Annotated in this window: 20 protein-coding genes and 1 tRNA gene; 13 read left to right on the top strand and 8 right to left on the bottom strand. The window is 53.7% G+C overall.

Annotation, left to right across the window (positions count from 1 at the left end):
* Window positions 1-20: 20 nt before the first annotated feature.
* From FA91_RS12020 to FA91_RS11995, 6 genes are all read left to right on the top strand, one after another.
* Window positions 21-2171, top strand: a complete 2151-nt coding sequence (locus tag FA91_RS12020; protein WP_034919261.1) for a type I secretion system permease/ATPase — start codon at window positions 21-23, stop codon at window positions 2169-2171.
* On the top strand, window positions 2168-3337 hold the full coding sequence (locus tag FA91_RS12015) for an HlyD family type I secretion periplasmic adaptor subunit (RefSeq protein ID WP_034916041.1): 1170 nt from the start codon (window positions 2168-2170) through the stop codon (window positions 3335-3337). The genes FA91_RS12020 and FA91_RS12015 overlap by 4 nt, the downstream gene beginning before the upstream one ends.
* A gap of 579 nt (window positions 3338-3916) precedes the next feature.
* Complete coding sequence (gene ompC / locus FA91_RS12010) at window positions 3917-5035, top strand: porin OmpC (RefSeq protein ID WP_034916039.1); 1119 nt, start codon at window positions 3917-3919, stop codon at window positions 5033-5035.
* A 349-nt stretch (window positions 5036-5384) separates the two neighbouring features.
* Entirely contained in the window at window positions 5385-6425 is a 1041-nt protein-coding gene (apbE, locus tag FA91_RS12005; protein WP_051937149.1) for an FAD:protein FMN transferase ApbE, read from the top strand.
* Between the two features lie 10 nt (window positions 6426-6435).
* Window positions 6436-7080, top strand: a complete 645-nt coding sequence (gene alkB / locus FA91_RS12000; protein WP_034916037.1) for a DNA oxidative demethylase AlkB — start codon at window positions 6436-6438, stop codon at window positions 7078-7080.
* Between the two features lie 88 nt (window positions 7081-7168).
* Window positions 7169-8839: a multidrug ABC transporter permease/ATP-binding protein gene (locus FA91_RS11995; protein WP_034916035.1), complete on the top strand. Its 1671-nt coding sequence runs from the start codon at window positions 7169-7171 to the stop codon at window positions 8837-8839.
* Here FA91_RS11995 and FA91_RS11990 read toward each other — a convergent pair.
* The 3 genes from FA91_RS11990 to FA91_RS11980 all read right to left on the bottom strand — a co-directional run bounded on the left by FA91_RS11990 (window position 8829) and on the right by FA91_RS11980 (window position 10835).
* Window positions 8829-9593, bottom strand: a complete 765-nt coding sequence (locus tag FA91_RS11990; RefSeq protein WP_051937148.1) for a 4'-phosphopantetheinyl transferase superfamily protein — start codon at window positions 9591-9593, stop codon at window positions 8829-8831. The genes FA91_RS11995 and FA91_RS11990 overlap by 11 nt on opposite strands.
* A gap of 67 nt (window positions 9594-9660) precedes the next feature.
* On the bottom strand, window positions 9661-9867 hold the full coding sequence (locus tag FA91_RS11985; RefSeq protein ID WP_034916032.1) for a hypothetical protein: 207 nt from the start codon (window positions 9865-9867) through the stop codon (window positions 9661-9663).
* A gap of 140 nt (window positions 9868-10007) precedes the next feature.
* Entirely contained in the window at window positions 10008-10835 is an 828-nt protein-coding gene (locus tag FA91_RS11980) for a benzoate transporter (RefSeq protein ID WP_034916030.1), read from the bottom strand.
* A 432-nt stretch (window positions 10836-11267) separates the two neighbouring features.
* On the opposite strand from FA91_RS11980, the gene FA91_RS11975 reads away from it, so the two are divergent.
* The 4 genes from FA91_RS11975 (at window position 11268) to FA91_RS11960 (ending at window position 14425) form a co-directional block, all read left to right on the top strand.
* Window positions 11268-12122, top strand: a complete 855-nt coding sequence (locus FA91_RS11975; RefSeq protein WP_034916028.1) for a DMT family transporter — start codon at window positions 11268-11270, stop codon at window positions 12120-12122.
* 1133 nt (window positions 12123-13255) lie between these two features.
* Window positions 13256-13702, top strand: a complete 447-nt coding sequence (locus FA91_RS11970) for an STM2901 family protein (RefSeq protein ID WP_034916025.1) — start codon at window positions 13256-13258, stop codon at window positions 13700-13702.
* The gene (locus FA91_RS11965) at window positions 13699-14025 is read left to right on the top strand and encodes a DUF1493 family protein (protein ID WP_034916024.1); all 327 of its coding nucleotides are present in this window, start codon (window positions 13699-13701) and stop codon (window positions 14023-14025) included. The genes FA91_RS11970 and FA91_RS11965 overlap by 4 nt, the downstream gene beginning before the upstream one ends.
* Window positions 14026-14095: 70 nt before the next feature.
* Window positions 14096-14425, top strand: a complete 330-nt coding sequence (locus FA91_RS11960; RefSeq protein ID WP_034916023.1) for a hypothetical protein — start codon at window positions 14096-14098, stop codon at window positions 14423-14425.
* A gap of 330 nt (window positions 14426-14755) precedes the next feature.
* On the opposite strand, the gene FA91_RS11955 is transcribed toward FA91_RS11960, so the two are convergent.
* From FA91_RS11955 to FA91_RS11945, 3 genes are all read right to left on the bottom strand, one after another.
* A tRNA-Pro gene (locus FA91_RS11955) sits at window positions 14756-14832 on the bottom strand.
* A 77-nt stretch (window positions 14833-14909) separates the two neighbouring features.
* Window positions 14910-16625 (bottom strand): LPS biosynthesis-modulating metalloenzyme YejM, encoded by a 1716-nt coding sequence (yejM, locus tag FA91_RS11950; RefSeq protein WP_034916021.1) that lies wholly within the window; start codon window positions 16623-16625, stop codon window positions 14910-14912.
* 11 nt (window positions 16626-16636) lie between these two features.
* On the bottom strand, window positions 16637-16864 hold the full coding sequence (locus FA91_RS11945; RefSeq protein WP_034916019.1) for a YejL family protein: 228 nt from the start codon (window positions 16862-16864) through the stop codon (window positions 16637-16639).
* Between the two features lie 146 nt (window positions 16865-17010).
* Between FA91_RS11945 and yejK the strand changes: the two genes are divergently transcribed.
* On the top strand, window positions 17011-18015 hold the full coding sequence (gene yejK / locus FA91_RS11940; RefSeq protein ID WP_034916017.1) for a nucleoid-associated protein YejK: 1005 nt from the start codon (window positions 17011-17013) through the stop codon (window positions 18013-18015).
* A gap of 52 nt (window positions 18016-18067) precedes the next feature.
* On the opposite strand, the gene rplY is transcribed toward yejK, so the two are convergent.
* Both rplY and FA91_RS11930 read right to left on the bottom strand, forming a co-directional pair.
* Window positions 18068-18352: a 50S ribosomal protein L25 gene (gene rplY / locus FA91_RS11935; RefSeq protein WP_034916015.1), complete on the bottom strand. Its 285-nt coding sequence runs from the start codon at window positions 18350-18352 to the stop codon at window positions 18068-18070.
* A 137-nt stretch (window positions 18353-18489) separates the two neighbouring features.
* The gene (locus FA91_RS11930) at window positions 18490-20244 is read right to left on the bottom strand and encodes a DEAD/DEAH box helicase family protein (protein WP_034916013.1); all 1755 of its coding nucleotides are present in this window, start codon (window positions 20242-20244) and stop codon (window positions 18490-18492) included.
* A 169-nt stretch (window positions 20245-20413) separates the two neighbouring features.
* Here FA91_RS11930 and rsuA point away from each other — a divergent pair, with 169 nt between their 5' ends.
* Entirely contained in the window at window positions 20414-21133 is a 720-nt protein-coding gene (rsuA, locus tag FA91_RS11925; RefSeq protein WP_034916011.1) for a 16S rRNA pseudouridine(516) synthase RsuA, read from the top strand.
* 22 nt (window positions 21134-21155) lie between these two features.
* Window positions 21156-22355, top strand: a complete 1200-nt coding sequence (locus FA91_RS11920) for a Bcr/CflA family multidrug efflux MFS transporter (protein ID WP_034919255.1) — start codon at window positions 21156-21158, stop codon at window positions 22353-22355.
* The last annotated feature ends 13 nt before the right edge of the window (window positions 22356-22368 follow it).

The raw sequence follows: 22368 nt of genomic DNA, 5'->3' as shown, positions 1-22368 counted from the left end.
AGACAAAATAAGGCCTGATGATGACCAACCCGATCGCAAATACGGAAAACTGGATCGACGCCATGCTGCGCGTGGCGGCGCGCTTTGGCAAACCTGCCGACGGCAGCACGCTGCGCCAGCAAATGCGCTGGTTTGAACATCTGCCGCCGGAAAAACAGCTTGAGCGCCTGGCGGGGCTGATGGGCCTGCATCTGATGCTGTTGCCGCGCGATAAAATCCGCTGGCGGCAGGAGGTGACGCCGGTGGTGCTGATGATGCAAAACGGCAGCGTGGTAGTGATTGAAGACATCGACGGCGACGGTCGCGCGCGCTACTGGCTGAGCGACGGCGGTGACGTGGTGCGCGAAAGCGAGCTGGCGGCGCTGCTGAACGACAGTCAGCCGCAGGTAGGCATTATTGGCGTGGCCGCGCGCGGACGCGACGCGCGCATTGACGAATTTGTTCAGCCTTATAAAAAGCACTGGTTCTGGTCGAACTTTCGCGGCATGGGGCGGCGCATTGCCGAGATTTCGCTGGCGTCGGTGGTTGGCAATGTGCTGGCGCTGGCGGGTATTCTGTTTTCGATGCAGGTTTACGATCGGGTGATCCCGGCACAGTCCGAGCCTACGCTGTGGGTGCTGTTCAGCGGCGTGCTGCTTGCCGCGACGGTAGAATATCTGATCCGCCTGATGCGCACGCAGGTCTCCGATCTGATGGGCAAGCGCATCGATCTGCGCATCTCTTCAATGCTGTTCGCCCGTGCAATGAACATCCGCAACGAGGCGCGCCCCAAATCCACCGGCTCGTTTATTTCGCAACTGCGCGAGATCGATCAGGTGCGTGAACTGCTCACCTCCACCACCGTGGGCGCGGCGGCAGATATGCCGTTTGTTATCCTGTTTCTGTTCATTATGGCGTTCATTGGCGGCCCGCTGGTGATTGTGCCGCTGCTGGCGATACCGCTGATTGTCATTCCCGGCCTGCTGGTGCAGATCCCGATGGCGCGGCTGGCGAAAGAGGGATTGCGCGAGGGCGCGCTGCGCAACGCGGTGCTGGTGGAAACCATTGAGGGTATCGAAGACATTAAATCACTCCAGGCGGAGCCGTACTTTCAGCGCCAGTGGGAGCAAACGCATGAGGTGAGCGCCACGGTCGGCATGCAGCAGCGGCTGTGGGGCGCGCGGCTCACCGGCTGGGCCTCGACGGTGCAACAGCTTACCTATGCGAGCATGCTGGTATTTGGCGTCTACCTGGTGCTGAAGGGAGAGATCACCACCGGGACGTTGGTGGCGAGCAGCATGCTGTCGTCGCGCACGCTGGCGCCGCTGATGCAGTTGACGATGGTTTTTTCCCGCTGGCAGCACGCGAAAAGCGCCATGACCGGGCTGGATGAGCTGCTGAAAAAGCCGCTCGATCAGCCCGAGGAGGGCGAACTGGCGCACTGTCCTACCATGACCGGCCACTACGACCTGCGCGGCGTGCAGTACAGCTACGATGAGGAGCGCGTGCAGAGCGTGGTAACCATCGGTCAGCTTCAGATCAAACCCGGCGAGCGCGTGGCGCTGCTGGGTAAAGTGGGCGCAGGGAAATCCACACTATTGCGGATGCTGGCCGGGCAGGCCACCGCCACTCAGGGCAAGGTACTGATTGACGGCGTTGATATTCGTCGTATCGATCCCATCGACCTGCGTCGGCAGCTTGGCTGGCTGTCGCAGGATTCACGCCTTTTTTTTGGCACGCTGCGGCAAAGCCTGATGTTAGGGAATCCTCACGCCAGCGAGCAGGAGATGCTACAGGCGCTGCGCATCAGCGGCGCGCTGACGCTGGTGCAGCAGGATGCCGCCAGTCTGGATCGTATTATTAATGAAGGCGGCAGAGGATTGTCCGGCGGCCAGCGCCAGATGGTTCTGCTCAGCCGGATGATTCTGCGCCAGCCGCAGGTGGTGTTGCTCGACGAACCCACCGCTTCAATGGATGAGCAGTTAGAAGCGCACGTTATTCACCAGATGCAGAGCTGGCTGCCGGGGCGAACGCTGGTGCTGGTGACGCATCGCCCCGCACTGCTGAAACTGGTGGACCGCATTGTCGTCATGGATAACGGGCGAATTGTTGCAGACGGCCCGCGCGATGAGATCCTGCGTGCCGCCTCGGCGCGAACCGCCGCGCAAAATGGAAAAGGAGAGGCGACATGAGCCTGCTGATTACCGATCGCACTCTGAAACGCAATGAGAGGCGCACCTCCGCCATTATCTGGCTGTGCAGCGCAGCGCTGCTGCTGTTTATTATCTGGGCGCACTTTGCCGAGCTGGACGAAGTGACGGTCGGCACCGGCAAAGTGACACCGTCGAGCCGCGCACAGGTCATTGAAAGTCTTGATGGCGGCATTGTTAACCAGCTCAACGTGCATGAGGGCGATATCGTCACAAAGGGCGAAGTGCTGGCAAAGCTTGATCCCACGCGTTTTCAGTCAACCTTCGGCGAAGCGGCGGCGCGGGTGCGGACGCTGCGCGCGTCGGCAGAGCGTCTGCATGCTGAACTGACCGGCGCGCCGCTGGCGTTCAGCGCGGAAACGCTGGCAGAACCCGCGCTGGTCGCGCGCGAGACGCAGTTTTATGACTCGCGTCGCCGCACGCTGCTGGAGACGGTGAGAAACCTGACGCAGTCCATGAAGCTCGTGCAGGACGAACTGCGCATGACGGAGCCGCTGGTGGCGAAGGGGGCCGCTGGCGAGGTCGAGGTGATTCGGCTGCGGCGGCAGATCAGCGAACTGCGTGGCAAAATTGATGAAGCAAACAATGACTATGCGGTGAGGGCGCGAGAGGAGCAGGTAAAAAATAACGCCGATCTTGATGCGCAGCTTCAGGTGTTGACCGGCAAGCAGGATCAGCTGACGCGCGCCACGCTCTGGTCACCGGTACGCGGCATTGTCAAAGACATTCAGGTCACTACCGTGGGCGGCGTGCTCCAGCCGGGCGGCAAGCTGATGGAGATTGTTCCGCTGGAGGATCAGTTGCTGATTGAAACGCGCATTAACCCGCGCGACATCGCGTGGATCCGCCCCGGCCTGCCCGCAACGGTAAAGATCACCGCCTATGACTCCTCGATATACGGCACGTTATCCGGCGAGGTGGAAACCGTTTCGCCAGACACGCTTCAGGATGAGGTCAAGCGCGATCAGTACTATTATCGCGTCTACGTCCGTACGCAAAACGCGGAGCTGACCAGCAGGTCAGGGCGAAAATTCCCCATTGTGCCCGGTATGGTGGCCAGCGTTGAGATAAAAACCGGTCAGAAATCGGTAATGGATTATTTGATTAAGCCGCTAAATAAGGTGAATGAAGCGATGCGGGAACGATGAAACAAGCCGCTTTGCCGTTGAGATTTTGCGCGATTAATTAACATACTCGTTTACCGCTTATTTAGTGTGGATTTTACGATGCGCAAGGCCATCCTCACGGGAATATTTGCCGCGACGGGCGTGCCGGGGAAATATGTTTACATAGCGGGAAAGGCGTAAAAAAGATAAAAAAAGACCGGGCACAAGGCCCGGCAGGAAAAGGGGTAAAACAACTCATTCGGGGTGAATGAAGGTAATAATAAATAGTAAATGATGATAGCGAATTCATTGTATAACCAGATGACGTTGTTTTTTTATCATTGAGTGCTCCGCAAATTGCTCTGAATTATCTCTATGATTTTAAACAAAATGATATTTGTTTAGCGATGCGTGCTATATATTTTGTCAATACGTGCTGAATGAAAGTTCCGCGATATTTACTTTTTGAAATATTCATCTTACATAAAGAAACATATTTGGAGATTTAGTAGCATTTTCTTTATGGCTTATTACGTCTCGCGTCTTAGTATGAATTGCCGACTGAATAATCAATGTTCAGCACGCAGTGGCAAATAAGGCATATAACAAGAGGCTAATAAGATGAAACTTCGTGTACTCTCCCTCCTGGTTCCCGCGATGCTGATCGCCGGGCAGGCAGGCGCAGCGGAAATCTACAACAAAGACGGCAATAAACTTGATCTCTTTGGCAAATTAGATGGTCTTCACTACTTCTCTGACAATGACGGCTCTGACGGCGATCAGTCCTATGTGCGTTTCGGTTTCAAAGGTGAAACACAAATCAGCAACGACCTGACCGGCTATGGCCAGTGGGAATATCAGGCGGCGCTGAATACCTCCGAAGCAGAAGGCTCGGCCGACAGCTTTACCCGCGTAGGCTTTGCTGGCGTGAAGTTCGGCGATGCAGGATCGTTCGATTATGGTCGTAACTACGGCGTAATCTATGATGTGAGCTCCTGGACCGACGTACTGCCTGAGTTCGGCGGCGACACCTATGGCGCGGACAACTATCTGTTCCAGCGCGGCAATGGCATGGCGACCTACCGTAATAGCAACTTTTTCGGCTTGGTTGACGGCCTGAATTTTGCCGTACAGTACCAGGGCAAAAACGACAATCCAACGGAATCGGCAGGCGGACGTGACGTGCTGGGCGAAAACGGCGACGGTTGGGGTCTGTCAACCACCTACGATCTTGGTTCCGGCTTTGGTGTCGGCGCGGCGATGTTCAGCTCCGATCGCACCGATCGTCAGAACGGCGGCACGCCGGGCTCGGCGGATATCATTGGTCGCGGTGATAAAGCTTCCGCCTATACGGGTGGCCTGAAATATGACGCCAATAACATCTATCTGGCAGCCATGTACACCCGCTCTTATAACGCGAATCGCTTTGGCGACAGCGGTTCAGACGCTTACGGCTATGCCGATAAAGCGGATAACTGGGAGCTGGTTGCGCAGTATCAGTTTGACTTCGGCCTGCGTCCTTCTCTGGCGTTCGTCAACTCTCGCGCCAGCGATATTGACGGCTACGGCTCGCAGAACCTGAAAAAATATGTTGATGTGGGCGCCACTTACTACTTCAACAAAAACATGTCGACCTATGTTGATTACCAAATCAATCTGTTGGATGACAACGAATTTACCGATGCGGCAGGTATCAATACCGATGACGTCGTAGGCGTTGGCCTGGTTTACCAGTTCTGATGTGTCGGGAGCGCGTTCGCGCTCCCGTTTCTCTCCGGCTTACTGACTGCCCGCCGTTTTCTCTGCGCTTTTACGATCTTACCCGACGATAAGGACGATAGAGCTGCTTATTATGCGTCTGCTTGTAATGCTTGTAGCCTGAAAAGATAATCAGCCCAACGCATACGGCAAGGAGTACGAAATAAATCATGCAGGATCTCCTCTGATTAATAACGGCAACCTCCTCAGGAGGTGCGTACAATCCCTATCCTGATGGGCCTTTTGATCAATATCAAGTAACTAATTTCGGCGAAAAGCGCTAAAAACAGCGTTTTTCGGGCCAATATTTTCTGGAGGCATGCAGGGAAGAATGAAGAACAAATGTCTGTACTATGCTGGTTTAGCAGCATTTATTATGATTTCGGGCTGTGACAATCAAAACCAGAGTCGCGCCGATTCCGCGCTGATCCTTCAGGGAAGCACAATGGGAACATTCTGGCGCGTCAGCCTGGCTGGCGTGGCGCCGGAGCGCAAAGAAAGCCTGCAAAAAGCCGTGCAGCGGCAGCTCGACGACGACGATCGCACGCTCTCAACCTGGAAAGCAGACTCGGTTCTGTCACGCTTCAATCGCTATCGCGGCAGCGAGCCGCAGCCGGTTAGCGATGACATGGCGGATATTGTTACGGAGGCGCTGCGCATCGGTAAAAAAACCGACGGCGCAATGGACATCACCGTCGGCCCGCTGGTGAACCTGTGGGGCTTCGGGCCGGACAAGCAGCCGGTGAAAACGCCAACTCAGGCGCAGATTGAAGCGGCGCGGGCAAAAACCGGACTGTCGCACCTGCGCGTTATTCAGCGTGCGGAAGGCGCGTATCTGCAAAAAGACTTGCCTGCGCTCTATGTGGACTTGTCCACGGTGGGTGAGGGCTTTGCGACCGATCATCTCGCACGACTGATGGAGAAAGAGGGCATCACCCGCTATCTTGTCTCTGTCGGTGGCGCGGTGCTGACCCGCGGGCTCAACCCGCAGGGCGAACCCTGGAAGGTAGCGATTCAGAAACCCACCGACCGGGAAAACGCCGCGCAGGCGGTGGTTGACCTTCAGGGGCACGGAATCAGCACCTCCGGCAGCTATCGCAACTATTATGAACTGGACGGCAAACGCCTTTCGCACGTTATTGACCCCGCCACCGGCGCGCCCATTCAGCACAGGCTGGTTTCGGCAACGGTGATCGCCACTACCGCGCTGGAGGCCGACGGCTGGGATACCGGACTGATGGTGCTTGGCGAAGAGAAGGCGAAGGCGCTGGCGCTGAGGGAGAAGCTTGCCGTTTATCTGATCATCAGGCAGGGCGATGAGTTTGTTAGCTGGATGTCGCCGCAGTTCAGGTCATTCGTTTTATCACCATAGAGGAATCACCATGTTGGATCTCTTTAGTGAAGATGCGCCCTGGTCAGAGCCGCTGGCGGACGGGGCCGTTATCCTGCGCCGTCGCGCGCGCGATGAGAGCGAGGCGCTGATAACGTTGATCAACGACGTTGCCGCGCAAAATCCGTTTTACCACCGCATCACGCCAGGCGGCCACCGCATGTCGGTGGCGATGACCAACTGCGGCGATTTCGGCTGGTCAAGCGATTCGCGCGGCTACCGCTACAGCGAGCAGGACAGCGCCTCCGGCAAACGCTGGCCACCGATGCCGGATCGCTTTCGCGCGCTGGCCGTGAGCTGCGCACAGGAGGCCGGTTTTACGGGCTTTAGTCCCGATGCCTGCCTGATAAACCGCTATGAGCCGGGCGCGAAACTGACGTTGCATCAGGATAAAGACGAGCAGGATCTGAAGGCGCCGATCGTTTCCGTCTCGCTGGGACTGCCGGCGGTTTTTCAGTTTGGTGGTTTTGAACGCGGCGACGCCACGCAGCGGGTGCTGCTGGAGCATGGCGACGTGGTGGTGTGGGGCGGCCCGTCGAGGCTGCGTTATCACGGTATTCTGCCGCTGAAGCCGGGCGTTCATCCACTGGCCGGCGCGTTTCGCTTCAATCTGACCTTTCGTCGTGCTTTTCGCTGACGGTTTAGGTGGCGGATGAGAATTATTATTGATATCGCCTTTCATCTCATTAAACTGCATGCTCAATTACGTATATTCGGGTGGTGTCATGGAGTTGCTTCGCGTCGTTTACCGTCAGTACCGCTGGCCTTTCATTACGGTTATTCTTCTCAGCCTGCTCAGCGCCGTGCTGGGTATCGGGCTGATCGCCTTTATTAACCGTGAACTGATCGTCTCAGTGAATACGTCGCTGATGGTGCTGCCGGAGTTTCTGGGGCTGCTGGTACTGCTGATGGCGGTCACGCTTGGCTCGCAGCTGGCGCTGACCCAACTCGGTCATCACTTTGTTTATCGCCTGCGCGGCGAATTTATCAAGCGTATTCTCGACACCCAGGTTGAACGCATTGAGCAGATTGGCAGCGCGCAGTTGCTGGCCGGGCTGACCAGCGACGTTCGTAATATCACTATCGCCTTTGTGCGTCTGCCGGAGCTGATTCAGGGCATTATTCTGACCGTCGGCTCTGCGGCTTATCTGGCCTGGCTCTCGCCTGAAATGCTGTTTGTCACCGCCGTCTGGGTGGCCATAACCATTATCGGTGGCTGGCTGCTGGTGTCGAAAGTCTATCGCCACATGGCGACGCTGCGTGAAACGGAAGACGCGCTTTACGCCGATTATCACACCATTATTGAAGGCCGTAAGGAGCTGGCGCTCAACCGTCAGCGCGCCGAACAGATTTTTGAAACGGTCTATCAGGAGAACGCGCGCACCTATCGCCATCATATCGTGCGTGCCGACACCTTCCATCTCAGCGCGGTAAACTGGTCGAACATTATGATGCTCGGTGCGATTGGTCTGGTGTTCTTTATGGCGAACAGCCTTGGCTGGGCCGATACGGCTGTTGCCGCCACCTATTCACTGACGCTGCTCTTCTTGCGTACGCCGCTGCTTTCCGCCGTTGGCGCGCTGCCGACGCTGCTCAGTGCGCAGGTGGCTTTTAATAAGCTGAACACCTTCAAACTGACCGCCTGGCGCCCCGACTTTGCGCCGCCCGTTGCCTCGCAGACCTGGCAGACGCTTGAACTGCGCGAGCTGATGTTCAGTTACGGCGATAGCGGCTTTGCGGTTGGCCCGATAAATATGACCCTGAAACGCGGCGAGCTGGTGTTTCTGATCGGCGGCAACGGCAGCGGTAAGTCTACGCTTGCCATGCTGCTCACCGGCCTTTATCAGCCCGTTTCCGGGCAGATCCTGCTGGATGGCAAGCCCGTTGTGGCGGAGAACATGGAACGCTATCGCGCGCTCTTTTCTGCGGTCTTTACCGATGTGCATCTGTTTGATCGATTAATTGATCATCGCGGCGAGCCTGCCGACCCGCTGCAAGTGCAGAGCTGGCTTGAGCGTTTGAAAATGCAGGACAAAATCAAACTGGATGGTAACAAAGTGCTTAATCTGAAGCTGTCAAAAGGACAAAGCAAGCGGCTGGCGCTGCTGCTGGCGACGGCGGAACAGCGCGATATTCTGCTGCTTGACGAGTGGGCCGCCGATCAGGATCCGCATTTTCGCCGTATTTTTTATCGCGAATTGCTGCCGTGGCTCCAGGAGATGGGAAAAACGGTGTTTGCAATCAGCCATGACGATCACTACTTCCTGCACGCCGACCGGCTGCTGGAGATGCGTAACGGCCTGCTCTGCGAGCTGACCGGCGAAGAGCGCGAAATGGCGACGCTTGACGCGGTAAAACGCACCGACGTGGCGAGCCAGGCGGACATCACGACGTAACGATGCGGCTGAGCAGCTCGCTGCCGCTGATAATTACGTGCCCGCTGAAGCATCTGCCCGCAGGTAAAAGCGCAGAGAGTGCCTGCGGCAGTTGCAGCGTAACCCTGGCAAGCTGCGGTTCTGCTGCAACGATCTCCGCCTGATGAAAATCGATAAAGCGCCGCAGGCCTGGAAACAGCGCTTTATAGAGACTCTCTTTCAGTGAAAACGCCGCGGTGAGCGCTGAGGCAAAGGGCAGGCCGCTTTGCTGTAGGATCGCTTTTTCCTGTGCGTTAATAATCATATCCGCCATTTCATGCGCCGTTTCATCACGCATGATCTGCTCAACGTCCACGCCAACCAGTAAATTGTTCTGCGCACGCGCAAGCAACAGACACACGTAGCCGTCGGTATGCGACAGCGAACCGGCGATACCTTCCGGCCAGCAGGGCGCGCGATCGGCATCGTTGACCAGCAAAAAATCTGAAAGATGGAAGACTTCAAGCGCGTGACGGACAAGAGCGCGGCTCGCCAGGTATTCCGCCCGCCGCTTGTTTACCGCCGCTTCTAACGGCGCAGGAAGAGGAATGCCCGTCAGATCGTGCAGGTTTTGATGATAACGCGCAGGATGGTAGCGAGCCTGAAAGAGCAGAACCGCGGGCTTTTCGGGAAGGGGGTGGCAGTGCAGGGCACTCAAAAAATGGCGCGACGTCAGCGGCGGTGCCAGAGTTATCGGGCCGTTGGCGTGGTAAAGAGAGAGGGACAGTTGATCCACACGGCACCTGACTGCAATCTGCTTAAACGGCAATTTAAGCAGATTGACGTCTGTATGGCAAAGCAAGTCAGTCGTTAGGCGGGATAGCCATGCCTTTTATTGAAACCACAAATCGCCCCTCTTTGAGCGAGACTTTCGCGCCTCTTTCGCACCAGTGGCTGGCAAGGCGAAAAAAATCGTCGCTGTCGATATTCTCCGGTAGCGCCACTTTACGCACGCCTGACCCGAGCATGTCATCTGCATCTTTAATATCTTTCGCTTTAATGGTTGGCATCATAAGCCCATGACAGTATCTTGTTGTACTGTAAGAGATTAGTGCTGTAATGTGTTAAACAGATGACAGTTTTATTTCAGCGTGGCGCTTTAAGATTTGTGCTATCGCTTTCAGTGCCAGCGTCATCTGTTATGTCCAGGTCAGTGCTTAATGAATTCGCGAAAGGCGTCACGATTGTCCACCAGCCAGTCAGGGAAATCTGGCTTGATGAGCGGTTGAGCTATCAGTTTTCTGTCACGTCCCCAAATATCTTCCGCCTGTTGAATAACTCTGGCGATATGCTCAGGGTTATTAAACTCCGGCAGGTCATATTCGGTATGCGAAATAGAGGACATTTTTTCAGCGATCCGTTGCGGATCCATTATCCATGAAAAATGCCATCCTCCGTTTGTAACAGTGCGGGTACGTAGCTTAAGCCACTGCCATTTGAGCCAGTTCTTTTTGATGGCTGACCGTTTCACATTACGCAGGGTTTCCGGCTCACCGTGAAAAAAATTGACCAGATGCCTGAACCTGACGGCTTTAGGAAGCTTGCACTGGCGCGCTGTGCCATCGACGTTAAATACCTGGAGATTAAACTGGTAATTATAAAAATTCTGGTGAATTACCGTGCACAGGGCGCGCGGATCGATCTTGTTAAAAACGGCTGGCGAAAAAATCTCATCGATATCAGAAATCAGAATAAGATCGTTGCCATGGGCGTCGCTCAGCCCGCGCATGATGGCATTTCGCGTGTCGGCTTCGTTTTGCCAGGCGTTTTCATGCGGTAACTGATCAAAAACCACATAGATGATTTTGTCCCTGAACGCGCTGAACTTCTCAGGATCGAAGTTTAATTTTTTAGGTTTTCCCGTAAAAGTATGAGTGGACTCAACAATAACGAATTTGTCGACACAGTTTACCAGGGTATTCAGCCTGATCGTTAACAGCATGTCTTCGTCGTAATATAAAAAACAGTCGTAAATCATTTTGGCCTGTCATTCCCGAGGAAAAGAACTGAAAATAAAAATTTGGTTATTTTTTGTTTGCTCACCGTAGCAACGAAAGCGATCCTAACAGAATGACGCTACCTGATAAATTCCTCTTATTCTTCTTTGGAATCAGCGCCGCAAATCGTAAGAACAGTTGTGAAACAGATATCAACTATGCTAGCTTAACAGCTATCATTCGCTTAACTTCCGTGACCATGAACAACGCATCGATTTGTTATTATCCTGTCAGTGACATCATCGGCTCGCCGATGTTCGCTGCGGTGCTGCGTCACGGTTTCTTTGCCTGCCTCTGTCCGCCTCCGCCTCCTTCTTCTGCAACTGCCTGTTACAGGGCGTAATTTCCCTGATTTATTGACGCGTTTACGCGTTAATCATTCTATTGCAGTGACTGGAAACTGGAGCTAATCCATGCGTTTCGATAAATCTTTTCTTGCGTCTCAGGGCGCTATTTCTGGGTTCGTTCTTCTGTGGGGAAGCGCGGCTATTTTTACCCGTCTGGGGCTCGATAATGCCTCACCGCTTGCGCTGATAGCCTGCCGGTTTATCGTCGCGTTAATCGTATTGCTGACGCTGGGTATTATCCGGGGTCGCTTGCTACCCCCACCGATAGCACGAAAAAAGGTGCTTCTGAGCGGTGTGATGATAATTGGCGGCTATTCGCTATGCTACTTTGAGGCGATGGCGCACGGCGTGACGCCGGGTTTAATTGCCACTATTATGGGCATTCAACCTCTGTTAACGCTTTGCCTCGTTAAGCCGGAAATGAATGGCAGACGGGTGGTCGGATTAATTATAGCGTTAAGTGGATTGATATTACTGGTCTGGCGCAGCCTTGCGGCGGCGCAGATGTCGGGGCAGGGGCTCATGTTTGCACTCGCCGCCCTGTTGTTTATGACGTTTGGCGCAATTTTGCAGCAAAAGCTTCCTTACTCTCCCGCTGAAGTTTTACCTGTGCAATATGCCGTGAGTTTGCTGCTTTGCCTCTTCTTAGTGCCTTTCAGTTCGTTCCGGATTAACTTCAACCGGGAATTTGTGATGGCGGTACTTTTCCTTGGCGTGTTCATTTCCGTTGTCGCGCAACTGCTCCTGTATCGCTTATTGAATGCGGGAAATATCGTTAATGTTACCAGCCTGTTTTATCTGGTTCCGGTTATTACTGCCATACTTGACTACGTGCTGCTCGGCAACAGGTTGCCGTTATCAGGAATTATCGGTATGGCGGCAATTATCGGCGGAGTGAGTCTGGTCTTTAGAAAACCATAGGTACAACAGCGGGCTATATGTTTAGCTCGCTGTTCCGTCTTACCCGTCACGTTGTTGCCTTCACTCGCAATCCTGATCCTTCTTAGCAGACAGCCGCTTTGTCGGCCATGGTGTCCTTCAGTGACATCGGTAAAGCGGGCTTTACGCAGAGAAATTTCCTCCGGGGCTGCATGAGTATCCAGGGAGACTATTATGCGGGACGGTGACAGAAGGGAGCACAGCGATATTACGTCCTGTCATGGAAAGCAGACGACATAGAGGGTTTAAAAGCGTGTGCATGATGTTATTGCACGTATGCAGAAAGGTACAAAAAGTCAAAGGGTTAGTCTTGCGCTTAATCCTTTGACCTCACCAGAGAAAAGGCTGAAGCTGGGGCGAAAACACAAAAAAGGTCAACCAAATCAGCATATTGCCTCCCAACAAAGGGCGGCCTATCAAGCATTTGACTCATCAATATATGAAAGAGGCTATGGAGTGAGACGGTAAGAAACGGGGCGGTTATGAGTCAGCTTATTTCCGTTGGGTTGTATTGGCTCGCCACTTCCCGGATCCGCTTCTGGAATGATTTACGCGCGATCAAATTATCTGCTTCCGCAACAAACGACTGAAAGAGGTTTCAGGATCAACCGTACGGCTGGAGCTGCAATTACTTTCTCGTTTCTTACGCTGGTGACCCTGTGAGAAGGGGATTGAGTGCGAGGATGTAGTTGCTGGCGTCAAACTGCCCGAACCAGATAAGCCACAAGATAAGATCATTGAACGCGATGAATATGAGATGATTTTGGAACGTGCCAGTGTCAAATCAATACCGATCATTATATTGGCATGGGAAACAGCGATGCGCCGTAATGAGATCGTGGCACTCAGGCTGAATATGATCGATTTCAGGAAGAAGACAATTTCCCTTCAGTACGATATAACTTAAAACGGCGAGGCAAGGGATGTTCAGCTGTCAACAGCCGGACTTGAATTGCTGAAACTTGTGTGATGGCAGAGACAAAATAAGCCGCTGTTTAGCCTCACGGTTTTACGGAGAAACCAGGTAACTCGTTGAGTGGTAATCTTGACTGCCCCCACTGACTGTGGCTCTATATTAAGCAGGAGTTAGTTATAGTGAGAGGGAGCGCACACCTGTGGATATAGTTGAACAACTTAATGGGACGTACTTCTACAAAGGGATAAGTAATCTATCGCCGTATGAGTTACTTTTTTGGGTTTTTGTGACAAATGTTGAGAAACAATTGGGTGTGCAGGATTTAGCTGCTATCACAGCCTTACTCTTGGGTGATAACTCTATCGATGTGCCTGGCAAACCGATGACTGCAACACCAGGCACTTCATACGCATCTGTTTTTTTCCGGAGATGGCTAAATATCAGGCTCAAAAGAAATATTCTTCCCACTTTGACAAAAAAATCCATTCAGCATTTTAAATTCAGGATGGTAAATAATCTGGGTGTGTTTGTTGGGAGAGCTGTTCCAGTTGTGGGGTGGGTAGTTTTAGCAAAAGGCGTTTCACAGGTCGTCTTTTTTACAATGGTAGAATATAATCGTATCGTCAGTTATGAGCATAAAATATGATTAGCGATAATGATGTTCTGAAATTCTTCCGTGAAGAGATTTCTACGCTTGCAACTATCACTTTCAAAAAAATACCTTTAGAACTTGATACAGCATTACAAAGCTATTCTGAAATTGATGAACTTATCTATGCAATAGAAAAATATGATGAAAAATTCAATGTTAATACTTCAGATATTGATATGAATCATTATTACCCTTGGAAGGATGAATGGTTTTTTAGAAAGTGGTTTACCCGTAAACCTGTTAGGCAAAGCAGTAAGCCTTTGACAGTACGAATGTTCGCAGAGTCAGCAAGAGCGGGAAAATGGCTTTATGATTAATCAGTGCTGAACAGACAATGCTCATTTTAATGGAATTATAAACCAGAAAATCTCTTTAAGAAGGCTAAAAATGACTGATAAATATTTTGCGATAACTAAGAGTGGTGCTCTGTTCGATTCAGGTAGCGTGGAAAATGATGGTTATTTATACGCATTCAATAATGCTCGTCCTCAATGCCCGGATCGCATTGGGAAGTACGAAATTTTCTTTGATGAAAAGGAGATGCAAACTTTATGGAGTGAAAATAAAGATTATTACGCGATAATCAGAGGTGTTTCACCTGATATTCATTCTCTAAATCAAAAAAATGAAGTAATCGACAAGGTTTTTCTCGGAATCACACCTGTGGCAATTATTGGTCTAAAGAGATTTAAAGATAAGACTCAGGAAGTTAACTAATCATCATTCTCAAATGTCCTGGTAAAACAACATTTCCCCTGCTTCCACAACAGGCCAGCGTCACCGCCTGCGAGCTATGCCCGTACAACTGAGTTAGCGTCGGGTGATCTTACCCATGACAGTCTCCATTCTGTTCCCCGGAAGGCTTAGGCATATCAAAAGGCAGTCTTAGAAACGTATGCCTATGAGTATGCCTAAGTCAGGTGGATTCCACTGTATCAATCAGGATTTCACCAGACAACAGAAAAACAGCAGGCTTCAACAACCTACTGTTTAAACTGTTTTTTATGGTTCTCTCTGGACTTCACCAGACAAAACGTTGGGAGATTTTGGTCGGCACGAGAGGATTTGAACCTCCGACCCCTGACACCCCATGACAGTGCGCTACCAGGCTGCGCTACGTGCCGACACGTGGGAGCCTATACTAATGAATTTAACGACGATTGCAAGCGCTAACACGTTGACTGCTCTGAATTTATACAGATTAATCGGCGATAAAGCGCTTCTCTTCCGTTAAAACCTGGAGCAGCAAGGCAAGCTGCGGCTTATAGTCTTTTAAACGCTTGCCGCGGCTGTCCCAGGCTTCGTAGCTGCCGTTGTTGTCGAGCGCCAGCGTCAGTGTCGGCGTGGTAACCACCAACTGACCGTTATTGCTGCTCACCACCCAGTCATGGCGTCGTCTGGCAGAGAACAGATCTTCTCCCTGAGAGTAGTCGGTCGGCGGCGTGCTGACATGCAACAAACGCTGCATCAGCGTGCTCATGATATCTTTATGACTGGTCAGCTTGGTGACCTGCTGCGCAGGTGTGTCAGGCCAGTGGATCACCAGAGGAACGTGCAGGCTTGCGCGGCTACCCACGCTGCTATCCGCATCTGGCGTAACGCCGTGCTGAGCGGTGATCACCACCACGGTATTATCCAGTAAGCCACGCTCTTTCAACGTATCCAGCATGATTTTTAGCTGTCCATCTATCGATGCGGTGCCGCGCGCATGATGGCGATCCGTATCACCGGCCAGCGAAACATACGAGAACCAGGGCGATTTATTCTCTTTTTGCGATTCAAGCCAGCGTTGCCACTGCGCGGTGGTTTGCCTGTCCGACTGGTTTTTCGCCGGAGAGAGAGAGAAGTCGGTCAGCAAGGCCTGGCGATAGAGTGATGAGCTGAAGCCATCGGAGGCGAACAGGCCGAACTGGTAGCCCTGCTTAGCCAGCGCGCCAATCAGCGCGGAAGGGATGCGGGAAGAGAGCACGCCGTCCATATAGCTGGCAGATATACCGTAAAAAAGGCCGAACAGGCCGCTGTCGGAGCGCGCACCCGCGCTGAAGTGCTGGGTGAAATTAACATTTTCATCAGCAAACTGCTTCAGTGCCGGCATGGTGCTGGTCGCGCCAAGCGCGTCCACGGTCACAATCAGCAGGTTATTGCGGGTACCCGCATCGCGGAAATCAATATTGCCGAGCGGATAGGCAACGGAAACGGCTTCCGGGTTGCCCTGTTCTACCAGACGTCGCTGCCACGCCTGCGCATCAAGCAGGCCATGTTTTTCCAGAAAACGGCGAGCCGTCATGGGATAAGAGAGCGGCAGGTTGGCGCGCTGCATGGTGATGGGACGATAAAAGTTTGCATCGGCCCAGATATACATCAGATGGCTGGCAAAAAAAGCCGCCATGAAAAATACCGCCAGCGGCTTACCGAAGCTGCGTCGATTGAGGCTGCGGAGCTTTTGCCAGCTCCAGGTGGCAAACAACATCTCCACCAGAAAAATGGCCGGCACGCTGATAAACATCAGCTGCCAGTCGCGGGCCATCTCGCTCTGATCGGGGTTGACCACCAGTTCCCAGACGACCGGATTCAGGTGCAGGTGAAAACGGTTAAACACCGTGCCGTCAACGAGGATCAGCGTTAACCCTGCCGTGGCGACTATCGCTGACAGAAAACGCAGCAGCCGCTGCGACATCACCACAAAGGTCAGTGGAAAGATAATTAACAGATAGGCGGCAAAAACAATAAAGCTGAAATGACCAATCCAGCTGGTAAAGGCATAGATGCGCCCGGCCAGTGAGGCTGGCCAGTCGGAGATCAGCAGATAGCGGCTACCTAAAACGAAGGCAACAATGATGTTAAACAGGGCGAACCAGTGCCCCCAGCTTATCATCTGGGACACTTTTTCTCGGTAGCGCTGCCGGTTAGTTACCATAGCGGATCACATCAGTGGGCTTTGTCATCGCGCACGGAGGCCTGAAGCGCCCCGGCGAAAGAGCGCGCCAGCGACTCACGCAGCGCTGGCGCCACGCTGGTATTAATCAAATTGGTCACCATATTTCCCAGAACCATCAGGGAAAGATCGGTGGGCGCCTTGTCGTTTTCAAGCACCTTAACCATTTCTGCGAGGAGTTTTTCCACGCGCTGGTCACTGTAACGGGATGATTGTGGCATAACGTCGAATTTAATTTAGTGGGCTGCAAAGGGCGGTATCTTACCGTAAAAGCGCGATTTTTACCGCACTTTTATCGGCCGTTATCTGTTGATTGCCAACGCGCTCGGTGTTTGAATATGCGCCTCGGCCAAAAGGAGAGTTTACCATGAGTCTGGATATCGAGCAGATTGCCCTGCATCAGCTAATCAAGCGCGACGAACAGACGCTGGAGCTGGTTCTGCGGGAGTCGCTGCTGCCTGTTAACGCCCCCGTCACCGCCATGATGGAAGAACTGCATCGCGTTTACAGCGCCAAAAATAAAGCCTATGGCCTGTTTAATGAAGAGAGCGAGCTGGCGGACGCACTGCGCAACTGCCGCAAAGGCGAAGACGATTTTCTCGCCTTCAGTCGTGCCGCGACGGGTCGTCTGCGCGATGAGCTGGCAAAGTACACCTTTGCGGAAGGCGGCATCGTGTTGTTTGGTCACTATCGCTATCTGGCGGTGGAATATCTGCTGATCGCGGTGCTGAACAGCCAGAACAGCATGCACGTTAACGATGAGTTGGATATCAGCACCACGCACTACCTGGATATTAACCACGCTGATATCGTAGCGCGTATTGATTTGACCGAATGGGAAACCAATCCGGGCTCCACGCGCTACCTGACGTTTCTGCGCGGTCGCGTGGGAAGAAAAGTGGCGGACTTCTTTATGGATTTCCTTGGCGCCAGCGTTGGTCTTGATACCAAAGCGCAAAACCGCGGGCTGCTTCAGGCAGTTGATGATTACTGCGCGGATGCCAGTCTGGATAAAAACGAACGACAACATTACCGTCAACAGGTGTACAGCTACTGTAACGAGCAGCTTCAGGCGGGCGAAGAGATCGCCCTGAACGATCTGTCGCAGGAGCTTGCGCCGCTGGGCGAGAAAACCTTCCAGGCATTTACTCAGGAGCAGGGCTACGAACTGGAAGAGACCTTTCCGGCGGATCGCAGCACGCTGCGTCAGTTGACCAAATTCTCAGGCAGCGGCGGAGGAGTGACGTTGAACTTCGACGCGATGCTGTTGGGCGAACGCATCTTTTGGGATCCGACCACCGATACGCTGACCATTAAAGGCACGCCGCCTAACCTGCGCGATCAGCTCCAGCGTCGCAGCAACGGTAAGTAACAGACAAAAAAAACGCCGCATTACGCGGCGTTTTTTTCGATATCGTGCGCGATTAAACGCGAACGAAGTCGATGTGTTGCAGTTTTGGCTTGAACGGGTGACGCTGCATAGCCTGAACTTTAACTTTCACTTCTTTGCCATCGATAACCAGGGTCAGCACGTCGCTGTAGAACTCAGGCTTAACCTGAATGTTCATCACGGCGTCATGATCCAGTTCGATAGATACAGCTGCTTCTTTACCGCCATAAACGATGGCCGGGAATTTGTTAGCTGTACGCAGGCGGCGGCTCGCACCCTTTCCCTGCTCTTTACGTTCTACTGCATTAATAGTGAACATTGTTCAATCTCTTTATCTGATGATCCTGCTACAGGCGACCCAGCAGCAGGCGGGAGTGTTCAGCTTTTGCCAGGCAAAAGCGAGGCGCATTATAGCTCAGGAGGGCAGCGCTGAGCAATGTATTAACGTCGTTGTGCCTAACGAAGCGGGTGAGCGCGTCGAAAACGGCCCGCGTAATCGAACACTTTTTCCCGAATTTGCCAGAACTGACGCTGCTTTCTTGCCACGATGAAGTCGGGATAACGCAGCAGCGGCTGGAGCGCAATAATATCCGCTGCGGTTTTCCAGGCCAGCGGTACGCCGGGCGCGCGCTGGTGAGGCCGCAAAAAAACCTGTTCAAACGCCATGCGCTGCGCGGGCGTCGAGAGCCGAAAGCGCTCGCTGACTTCGGTTGCTTCTTCATCGTAGTAGCGCACCTTCAGCCACTCGCCTTTTTCGTCGCCGCCGCGCTCCAGCGTCATGGCCGCGCAGCGTAATACCAGGGCGTCTTTCAGTTTCAGCGCCGCTTTTAACATATCGTCGGGGTCAACCAGCACCGCGTCACACTGATTGCAGCGACGGGCAGCAATGTCATTCTCTGCGTTACACTGCGGACAGTTTTTGAAACGAAAGCGAAAGTCGCACTGTTCGCGCTCGCCGTCGTCGTCTTCCAGCACGCCCTGACAGCGCCGCCCAAAGTGTTCGATGAGCGTGCCGTCAGCGGTGGTTTTCCCCCAAAAGGTGTTGGCAAAGCCGCAGGCGGGGCAGAACACCTGCACCGGCTGGTTGTCGCTTTTTCCTTTTGGCGATCCCACTTCCGGCGTATAAAGATCGTGCGGATTACCCGCGTAATCGAGGATCAGGCAGTCGGTTTTGCCTGGTGAAAGTCGCAGGCCGCGTCCGACAATTTGCTGATAAAGGCTGACCGATTCGGTAGGACGCAGGATGGCAATGGTATCGACGTGCGGCGCGTCGAAGCCCGTAGTCAATACCGCCACGTTGACCAGATAACGCAGCTCGCGTGCCTTGAAGGCGTTAATCAGGGCATCACGCTGCGCGGCAGGCGTTTCCGCACTGATCAGCGCTTTACTGGTCGGCAGCAGGTTCAGCACCTCTTTTGCGTGTTCCACCGTCGCGGCAAAAATCATCACGCCCTGACGTTGCGCGGCGAATTCAACAATCTGCTGCACGATATGCGGTGTGATGCGCTGCTGCTGTTTCAGTTCGCGGTTCAGATCCGCTTCGCTGAAAAGGCCATTTTCCCGCGGTGTCAGGCGGCTGAAATCATACTGCACCACCGGCATATCCAGCCTTTCCGGCGGCACCAGAAAGCCATGTTTGATCATATAGCGCAGCGGCAGCTCATAAATACAGTCACGAAACAGCGCCCGCTCGTCGCCTCTGACCATGCCGTGATAGTGGAACTGATAAATCCAGCCTTTACCCAGGCGATAGGGCGTAGCGGTCAGTCCCAGCAGGCGCATCTGCGGATTGCGCTGGCGCAGATGGGCAAGAATTTGCTGATACTGGCTCTCATCTTCATCGCTGACGCGATGGCACTCATCAACGATCAGTAAGGAAAACGCGCTGTCAAACTGCGCCAGGTTACGTGCCACCGACTGCACGCTGCCGAAAACAACCTTGCTGTGGCTCTCTTTGCGCTGAAGTCCGGCAGCGAAAATATCGGCTTGAGAACCTAACGCCTGATATTTCGCGTGGTTTTGCGCCACCAGCTCTTTAACGTGCGCCAGCACCAGCACGCGTCCGCGCGCCAGTCTGGCCAGCTCGGCGATCACCAGACTTTTGCCGGCACCGGTCGGCAGCACGATCACGGCCGGGTGATGAGAACGACGGAAGTAGCTGAGCGTGGCGTCAACCGCTTCCTGTTGATAGGGGCGCAGCGTAAACGACATGAGATAACCTGGAAGCAAAACCGCATTATGTCATGAAAGGCACTTTCGCGCGCGCCAGCCACTGTGACTGACCGGCAACTCTCTATATACTGGTTGCCTTGATCGCGTTTCAGGCGCTGTGCGTCGGACAATGTCGAACCCTCTCTTTTACACAGGCAATGCAGATTTAATGCGACTTGATAAATTTTTGTCTCAGCAGCTGGAAGTCAGCCGCGCGATTGCGGCGCGCGAGCTGCGGGCACGTAAGGTCACGGTAGATGGCGAAGTGGTGCGCGAAGGCGCCTTTAAGATTTCTGCGGAAAGCCAGGTTGAATACGATGGCAACGCGCTCACCCAGCAGACGGGGCCGCGCTACTTTATGCTGAACAAGCCGCAGGGCTACGTCTGCTCAACGGACGATCCTGACCATCCGACCGTTCTCTATTTTCTGGAAGAGCCGGTCGCGTATAAGCTTCATGCGGCAGGACGATTGGACATCGATACCACCGGCCTGGTGCTGATGACCGACGATGGCCAGTGGTCGCACCGTATCACCTCGCCGAAACATCACTGCGAAAAAACCTATCTGGTTACGCTGGAGTCACCGGTTGCCGATGATATTGCGGCACAGTTTGCCGCTGGCGTTCAGTTGAACAATGAGAAAGAACTCACCAGACCCGCCGTGCTGGAGCAGGTCAGCGAGCGGCAGGCGCGCCTGACCATCAGCGAAGGGCGTTACCATCAGGTGAAGCGCATGTTTGCCGCCGTGGGGAACCATGTGGTGGCGCTGCATCGCGAGCGGATTGACGAGATTGTGCTTGATGAAGATCTTGAACCGGGCGAATACCGTGCGCTCAGCGCGGATGAGATAGCCAGCGTAGGTCTGCCAAAAGAGTTAAACAGAAAATAGTGAGAATCGAAACACCATGAAGATGCGCAAGGAAAAGAACTCATCGCTGGGGCTGGTGGTGATCCTTGGCCTGTTGGCAATGTTAATGCCGCTGTCGATCGATATGTATCTGCCGGCGCTGCCGCAAATCGCCCAGGAATTTGGCGTGTCGGCGGGCAGCGTGCAGATGACCCTCAACCTCTACATTTTGGGTTTTGCGCTCGGACAGCTGGTTTATGGCCCGCTGGCGGACAGCTTTGGTCGCAAACCGGTTATCGCCGTCGGCACGCTGGTTTTCGCCGTTGCGGCGGCGGCCTGCGCGATGGCGCAGACTATCGATCAGCTCATCTTCATGCGCGCCCTGCATGGACTCTCAGCGGCCGCTGGCAGCGTGGTGATCAGCGCCCTGATGCGCGACAGCTACTCGAAGGAGGAGTTTTCGCGCATGATGTCTTTTGTCATGCTGGTGACCACTATTGCGCCGCTGCTGGCGCCTATCGTCGGCGGCTGGATGCTGCTGGTCTGGAGCTGGCATGCTATTTTCTGGGCCATTTCGCTGGCGGCGGTAGTGACCACGGTGCTGGTGGTCACGCAAATCAAAGAGACGCTGCCGCGTGATAAACGGCAGAAGTTTCATCTGCGCACCACGATGGGCAACTTTTTATCACTGTTCCGCCATAAGCGCGTCTTCAGCTACATGCTGGCCAGCGGCTTCTCGTTTGCCGGGATGTTCTCTTTTCTTAATGCCGGGCCGTTCGTTTATATTGAGCTGAACCATATTAATCCGCAGAACTTTGGTTATTATTTTGCGCTGAACGTGGTGTTTTTGTTCCTGATGACGCTGCTGAACAGCAGGTTTGTCAGGCGCTTTGGCCCGGTGGCGATGTTTCGCTTCGGGCTGTTGATACAGTTCTCGATGGGCGTCTGGCTGATGATCGTCAGCGCGTTCAATCTGGGTTTTTTGCCGCTGGTTTTTGGCGTGGCGATGTTTATCGGCTGCGTGTCGATGGTCTCCTCCAATGCAATGGCGGTCATTTTGGAAGAGTTTCCGCATATGGCGGGCACGGCGTCTTCGCTCGCGGGGACGCTGCGCTTCGGGGTGGGCGCGTTAGTCGGCGCGCTGCTCTCCACCTTTACCTTCGACAGCGCCTGGCCAATGGTTGGCTCAATTTTTTTCTGCGCCACCTGCTCTGTATCGTTGTTCATCTACGCTACCCGCCCGCGCAAAGGCGCACCAGCCTGATCTCTTCTCTGTT

It is taken from the genome of Erwinia sp. 9145, from assembly GCF_000745075.1.
GTDB classification, from domain to species: Bacteria; Pseudomonadota; Gammaproteobacteria; order Enterobacterales; family Enterobacteriaceae; genus Erwinia; species Erwinia oleae.
Note: the sequence above shows the minus strand (reverse complement) of the source record. Positions and strands in the feature narration are given on the sequence as shown.

Excerpts from the sequence above, each read along its gene's own strand:
- ompC (WP_034916039.1), top strand. The coding sequence starts at position 3,917 with ATGAAACTTCGTGTACTCTCCCTCCTGGTTCCCGCGATGCTGATCGCC.
- FA91_RS11965 (WP_034916024.1), top strand. The coding sequence starts at position 13,699 with ATGATTAGCGATAATGATGTTCTGAAATTCTTCCGTGAAGAGATTTCT.
- FA91_RS11980 (WP_034916030.1), bottom strand. The coding sequence starts at position 10,835 with ATGATTTACGACTGTTTTTTATATTACGACGAAGACATGCTGTTAACG.
- FA91_RS11985 (WP_034916032.1), bottom strand. The coding sequence starts at position 9,867 with ATGCCAACCATTAAAGCGAAAGATATTAAAGATGCAGATGACATGCTC.
- FA91_RS12015 (WP_034916041.1), top strand. The coding sequence starts at position 2,168 with ATGAGCCTGCTGATTACCGATCGCACTCTGAAACGCAATGAGAGGCGC.
- FA91_RS11995 (WP_034916035.1), top strand. The coding sequence starts at position 7,169 with ATGGAGTTGCTTCGCGTCGTTTACCGTCAGTACCGCTGGCCTTTCATT.
- FA91_RS11960 (WP_034916023.1), top strand. The coding sequence starts at position 14,096 with ATGACTGATAAATATTTTGCGATAACTAAGAGTGGTGCTCTGTTCGAT.
- apbE (WP_051937149.1), top strand. The coding sequence starts at position 5,385 with ATGAAGAACAAATGTCTGTACTATGCTGGTTTAGCAGCATTTATTATG.
- FA91_RS11945 (WP_034916019.1), bottom strand. The coding sequence starts at position 16,864 with ATGCCACAATCATCCCGTTACAGTGACCAGCGCGTGGAAAAACTCCTC.
- yejK (WP_034916017.1), top strand. The coding sequence starts at position 17,011 with ATGAGTCTGGATATCGAGCAGATTGCCCTGCATCAGCTAATCAAGCGC.
- yejM (WP_034916021.1), bottom strand. The coding sequence starts at position 16,625 with ATGGTAACTAACCGGCAGCGCTACCGAGAAAAAGTGTCCCAGATGATA.
- rplY (WP_034916015.1), bottom strand. The coding sequence starts at position 18,352 with ATGTTCACTATTAATGCAGTAGAACGTAAAGAGCAGGGAAAGGGTGCG.
- rsuA (WP_034916011.1), top strand. The coding sequence starts at position 20,414 with ATGCGACTTGATAAATTTTTGTCTCAGCAGCTGGAAGTCAGCCGCGCG.
- FA91_RS11930 (WP_034916013.1), bottom strand. The coding sequence starts at position 20,244 with ATGTCGTTTACGCTGCGCCCCTATCAACAGGAAGCGGTTGACGCCACG.
- FA91_RS12020 (WP_034919261.1), top strand. The coding sequence starts at position 21 with ATGACCAACCCGATCGCAAATACGGAAAACTGGATCGACGCCATGCTG.
- alkB (WP_034916037.1), top strand. The coding sequence starts at position 6,436 with ATGTTGGATCTCTTTAGTGAAGATGCGCCCTGGTCAGAGCCGCTGGCG.
- FA91_RS11975 (WP_034916028.1), top strand. The coding sequence starts at position 11,268 with ATGCGTTTCGATAAATCTTTTCTTGCGTCTCAGGGCGCTATTTCTGGG.
- FA91_RS11920 (WP_034919255.1), top strand. The coding sequence starts at position 21,156 with ATGCGCAAGGAAAAGAACTCATCGCTGGGGCTGGTGGTGATCCTTGGC.